The organism is Weissella cibaria KACC 11862, assembly GCF_000193635.1.
Classification (GTDB): domain Bacteria; phylum Bacillota; class Bacilli; order Lactobacillales; family Lactobacillaceae; genus Weissella; species Weissella cibaria.
In genome coordinates this window covers 1-5,610 of record NZ_AEKT01000054.1, presented here as the reverse complement: position 1 = coordinate 5,610, position 5,610 = coordinate 1, and the positions used below count along the sequence as shown (strand labels likewise).

The window sequence follows — 5,610 nt, the reverse complement described above, 5'->3', positions numbered from 1 at the left end:
AAAAGCGATGGGAAATCATATCGATTTCCCATCGCTTTTTTAAACGTAAATTATTTATTGCGACGACGCACTGGGCGAATTACAAAGGCGTAAATCGCAGCAAATGCAAGCATCACAAGACCGATAATTGACACGCCGACTTGCAAGTCTTGACCAGTTTCTGGCAATAGTTGTGCTAGTGCTGGCTTGTCATCAGACTTAGTAGCTGTGGCGTTGTCATCAGATTTAACAGGTGTGTTATCTGATGGTGTCGTAGCAGGAGTAGCCGTGGTAGGCGTTGGCGTGGCTTCGTGCACGTCTTTAACTGCCTGGGCAATTGGTGTGTTGCTCTTTGTGTCCACGTCACTGACAGGCTTCTTGTGGTAAGTGACCTTGATATCACCACCACCAACGGGTACTTCAACATTAGGCACTTCGGCTGTATAGCCAGGCACAGTTGGTGTCTTAACCTTTGTTCCAGGCTTGTCATTGTATGAGGCGTCACCATCAGGCTTCAAAGTTTTGCCGTCTGGATCAACTGGGACAATCTTACCAGGGTAGTCCGTGTTTGTACCGACATCTTCACCGACGACTGGATTACTGGTATCAGGTGTGTACTCAACCCACAAAGTTGGTGGGTTAGTTGAAGTGTCGACCTTGATGTAATCGCCATCGACAGTTGCATAACCGCCGTCAACGGCAACATCACCACGCGTGTAATAAGGGATGTTTGGCAAGTCAGAAACCGGTACCTTTGTTTGGTTATCTTCCCAAGGAACTTCAACAACTTGGGTTTGACCAGGGATTGGGACACGATTACCGTCCTTATCGCGGGTGAATGGTACAACGGTGACCTTCTTGGTGTTCTTTGTATAAACGAACGTGACGTCGCCGTCTTTACCAAAGGTAACGGATTGCTCGCTAGCCCCCTTAACTTTGTAACCCTTAATTGTGTCATAAGCTTCAGCGGTTGCGGTATCACCGGTGACACCAGTCATGGTTGTGTCGTCGGCAAGCTTGTTACCTTGCTCGTCCACGTGGTGCACCTTAATCGTTTGTTCGATTGGCGTGTAGGTAACAATGATGTGTTTAGGTTGATCACCTAGAATACCTGACAAAGCATCGCCAGTCACTGTCTTGGTGTAACCAGGCTTGTCGGGTGCGTCGAAACCATAATCTGCACCGACACGACCAGATTGTGCGCCAGGCTCGGCAGCCTGTGACCCGTCTGCGTAAACGTACTCAATCGTTGCTGAACCCATGACAAAGTTAGGGTCGGGCGTAATGGTTGGGTTCTTTGTTGGCGCATCAGGCGTCTCAGGTGTAGTTGGTGTTGCAGGGGTCGTCGTATCACCGCCATTACCAGTGTTGGTCTTGTCACCATCGTTGCCGTTCTTGCCGTCATCGGGCGTTGATGGCGTAACAGGAACGGTTGGTGTAATTGGCTTTGGCTTCTCGCGGAAGTAATACGTCACTGTATTTGTGTCATCCATGTAGACCCCGGTTACGATACCTGATTCTGGATCGTAGTAATCCTTCTCAGAATCAGAAGCTTGACCTGAACCGGCGTACATATACTCGTCGGCATCGGTACCGCTCAAGACAGGAATACCAAACTTATATGATGAGTTAAAAGGACCGCTCTGCTCGATTGGGTACTTGTAGGATGAATCAATTTGCAGATACTTACCAGTTGGATTACCGTTGGCATCGATAACTTCGGCCTTAACCGTTGCAGTCTCAGTCTTTGGTGTGTATTCGTACTCGTAAGTTGGCGTGTCATCATCATTCAAAGGATTGATTGTTGGTGTCTTTGTCAACGTGTAACCAGGTATGGTTGGTGGCGTATATGAAGGTGTGTCACCGTAGTCGCCAGTGACAGTTGTCTTGCCAAGAACTGTGTCATCCGGTGTCTTTAACACGATGTTGGCAGTTTCTTGATTTTTCTTATAAACGTAGGTAACCGTGTCGGGCTCAATGTTGTGGTTCGTTAGGTACAGCGTGCCGTATGGTGCCCCATAACGTGACAAACCAGCAAAAGTACCATAACTACCGGGCGCAATTGAGCCACCCTCTGACGGACGTAAGACGCCGCTGATTGGGTTACCGTTGCGATCTGTGACTTGCAATGTTTCAGTAATTGAACCGGCTGGATCAGTAATTGTCTTAGTTGCGATGGCCCATTGGCGACCGTTGTCATCGTACAGTGGCTCTGTTGTTGTTGTACCAACAACATAAGTCGTCTTTTGATTTGAAACGGTACCGGTCGCATTAACTGGTGTCTCGGTTAAGGTATAGCCAGGAATTACTTTAGACGTTGTGGTGTAGTCTTGCCCAACGATTGCGTTACTTTGTGCCACGGCAGGTGCGATATCCTTGCCGTTAACGTCCTTGAAGTATGTTGTTTGCGTTGTGCGAACAGGGATATCCATTGAAGCGTTTGAACCACCGTTATACAAACTAACTTCACCATTCTTAACTTGCACACGATATGATACGCCACGGTCGCCAGTTAGTGTTTGCGTACCGTCGCCATTGAAGGTTAATTGGGTGCGTTGACCGTAGGCACTGATGTAAATTGCGTGAACTTCAGGGTTGGCTAACCCGGCGTTAATGTCAGCAGTATTAACTGAGAAGTACCAATTACCACTTGGTACTAGCCAGCTTTGATCTTTTGAGGTTTGGGAATCAAAGGTGAGGAATCCGTTTGCCACATCGTAAGTAGATGAGGGCGTTGTAACGGAGAAACCATCCGTTGCGGCGACAACGGAAATTGGTGCAGATAGTGTCACAGTACCCAATAGTGCGACACTAAATAGTAAACGACGTGTTGCCGAACGTCGTGAAACTTTATATGTATCCATAATATGTTACTAACTCTTTCTTTCTCTTTTGTAATTACTAATAATAAGCAACTACGTGTATATATTATCGTCAGTTTTGGGAACCTAAACAACAAAAATGGCGTTTGAATTTTTTTGTAAATTTTCAAAAAATTACAAAAATAGATTTATTGAATATTTTTGTATTTTAAATGTATTGATAAAAATGGGCAATTCCCATTGTTTTAGTTTGAAAATGTGGTGAGTGCATAATGTGTCTCATATGTGGGACTGTTCTCGTCGCTGTCATGAGAAATGCGTGGATGATTAACCGCTAAATTCAGGAATCATAGATATTTGCATAAATGAATCATGTACAAAAAGGCGTAGCCATTCTACTTGCAAAACGTTGGTGGGGCGTGTAAACTTAGTTCTTGTGAGTTATGTTGAAATTTGTTTCAACAGCTCTCCTTGCCGGCAGGAAGTCGGCCATAGACCAAAAGGAGGAAGTTATTATGGCATACGAATTGACGTACATCATTCGCCCTGACATGGACGCCGATGCTAAGAAGGCATTGGTTGAGCGTTTCGACAAGATCTTGGCGGACAACGGTGCAACGGTGGCAGAGTCTAAGGACTGGTCATCACGTCGTTTTGCATACGAAATTGCAGGTTACCGTGAGGGTACTTACCACATCGTTAACTTTACTGCAGAAGATGACGCAGCCATCAACGAATTTGATCGTTTGGCAAAGATCTCACAAGATATCTTGCGTCACATGGTTGTAAAGCGCGACTTTGCATCAGCTGAGTAATTGTTAGCTTAATTGTCTAACATTTTTATTGACTTAGTTTTATTGGTCGATGGACCGTTGAAAGGAGACTTTCCATATGATTAATCGTGTTGTTCTGGTTGGTCGCTTGACGCGTGACGTTGAATTACGTTACACGACTTCAGGTGCTGCTGTCGGAACTTTCTCACTTGCTGTTAACCGTCAGTTTACTAACGCTAATGGTGAGCGTGAGACCGACTTTATTAACGCCGTTATCTGGCGTAAGTCGGCTGAAAACTTTGCAAACTTTACCTCTAAGGGGTCATTGGTTGCAGTTGAAGGCCGTTTGCAAACTCGTAACTACGAGAACCAACAAGGTCAACGTGTATATGTCACAGAAGTTGTCGTTGATAACTTCTCGTTGTTGGAGAGTCGCGCTGAAAGTGAGCAACGCCGTGCGCAAAGCGGTTCAGCAAACAATAACTTCGGCGGTGGTCAACAGGGTGGCAACCAAGGCGGCTTTAATGCCGCGCCGGCACAAAATCCATTCGGTGCACCTGCATCAAATGGTAATGTGTTTGGTGGTGCGTCAACACCTGCACAATCATCTAATGATCCTTTCGGTGGTGGTCAAGAGGTTGATATCTCTGACGATGATCTACCATTCTAAGTTGATATATCTAATTGTCTAACGACATAAGTCTATCAGGAGGAATTAATCATGGCACAACAACGTCGTGGTGGCGGCCCTCGCCGTCGTCGTAAGGTTGACTTTATCGCAGCCAACCACATCGAATACGTGGATTACAAGGACACTGAATTGTTGGAGCGTTTCATTTCAGAACGCGGTAAGATCTTGCCTCGTCGTGTGACGGGTACGTCTGCTAAGAACCAACGCAAGGTGACGACTGCTATCAAGCGTGCACGTGTTATGGGTCTTTTGCCATTCGTTGCAGAAGACTAATAGCATAACGCTTTTAGTAACAACCTTAAAAGAGCGACTCAGCTTTTGCTGAGTCGCTCTTTTTTTATCCATAGCAAGTGTGCTTTTGCCTTTTGACAGATGAACATGTCTGTTTAGCTGAGTATGCTGATACTGACCGATTTTAAGCCATAATGTTTTCGATTATGGGGCGTTTGTTTGTACATATCTGCATGGTAACGTTAGTGCTAATGAAGAAGGGGGTGTCTGCTGATGAAGAAGTGGATAATTAGTGTCGGGAGTGTGGCTGTTGCTTTAATTGTTGGTGCGGTGGGGATGGCAGCTTACAACGATCATAAGGAAGAGCAATTTGAGCGTCGATATGAAGCGAGTTTAGCTAAGAGTTACTCAGAATCAGCTAAGTTAGCCAGCGAGTCAACAAGCTCGTCGTCTGCAAGCGCTACGAGTGATTCAACGGCCACGAGCAGTGCCACGAGTTTGCCATCGCAAACTGCGGTAGAAACGCGTCTGAGTGAGGATTTGGACAAGTTTATTGCGGATCAAAAGGATGGTATCATTCAAACTGGTTCTAAAGAGGATATACGTGATGCGTTTGAAGATACCTACGTGGATACGTACCAAGATGAGTTAGAGGCGAAACACCCAGGGGAACAAAACGAAGACATTGTTGAAGGTATGATTGATCGTGGATTACTCGCCTTGAATTTTGATGGTCGAATTGCTGCGGTTAAATAAATTTTTCGCACACGGGGGAGAGTTTTCTGCCTCGTTTTTTGATACAAAAAACCACTAGATCAAATGACCTAGTGGTTTATAGGATGGGCAGACAGGGGCTCGAACCCTGGACCCACGGATTAAGAGTCCGTTGCTCTACCAACTGAGCTATCTGCCCATATTTCTATGCCGTTGCCTCAACAACAAAATATATATTACCAGAATAAAACAGGTTACGCAAGTGTTTTGTTTAAATTAATTAATGGCGTGTCTGCTGTGGGGGGTCTTAGACGCATTTGGTGTCGTATCTTGAGTTATAAAAGTGATTGAAAGAAGGCGGCTGCAAAAAAGTTTGTCAGTTGTTTAAGGCTTATGATGT

5 protein-coding genes and 1 tRNA gene are annotated in these 5,610 nt (G+C 45.4%); 4 read left to right on the top strand and 2 right to left on the bottom strand.

The window, feature by feature from the left end:
- Positions 1 to 50: 50 nt before the first annotated feature.
- Positions 51 to 2,843 carry a MucBP domain-containing protein gene (locus ESE_RS0110555; RefSeq protein WP_010375110.1) on the bottom strand — a complete coding sequence of 931 codons (2,793 nt, stop codon included), beginning with the start codon at positions 2,841 to 2,843 and terminating at the stop codon, positions 51 to 53.
- Between the two features lie 473 nt (positions 2,844 to 3,316).
- Between ESE_RS0110555 and rpsF the strand changes: the two genes are divergently transcribed.
- From rpsF to ESE_RS0110535, 4 genes are all read left to right on the top strand, one after another.
- Entirely contained in the window at positions 3,317 to 3,616 is a 300-nt protein-coding gene (gene rpsF, locus ESE_RS0110550; protein WP_003608769.1) for a 30S ribosomal protein S6, read from the top strand.
- Positions 3,617 to 3,692: 76 nt separating this feature from the next.
- Positions 3,693 to 4,244 (top strand): single-stranded DNA-binding protein, encoded by a 552-nt coding sequence (gene ssb, locus ESE_RS0110545; RefSeq protein WP_010375108.1) that lies wholly within the window; start codon positions 3,693 to 3,695, stop codon positions 4,242 to 4,244.
- A gap of 51 nt (positions 4,245 to 4,295) precedes the next feature.
- Positions 4,296 to 4,538: a 30S ribosomal protein S18 gene (rpsR, locus tag ESE_RS0110540; protein ID WP_003608765.1), complete on the top strand. Its 243-nt coding sequence runs from the start codon at positions 4,296 to 4,298 to the stop codon at positions 4,536 to 4,538.
- A 231-nt stretch (positions 4,539 to 4,769) separates the two neighbouring features.
- Entirely contained in the window at positions 4,770 to 5,252 is a 483-nt protein-coding gene (locus ESE_RS0110535; protein ID WP_010375105.1) for a hypothetical protein, read from the top strand.
- 84 nt (positions 5,253 to 5,336) lie between these two features.
- Here the strand turns inward: ESE_RS0110535 and ESE_RS0110530 are convergent.
- Positions 5,337 to 5,409 (bottom strand) — tRNA-Lys (locus ESE_RS0110530).
- Between the last annotated feature and the right edge of the window lie 201 nt (positions 5,410 to 5,610).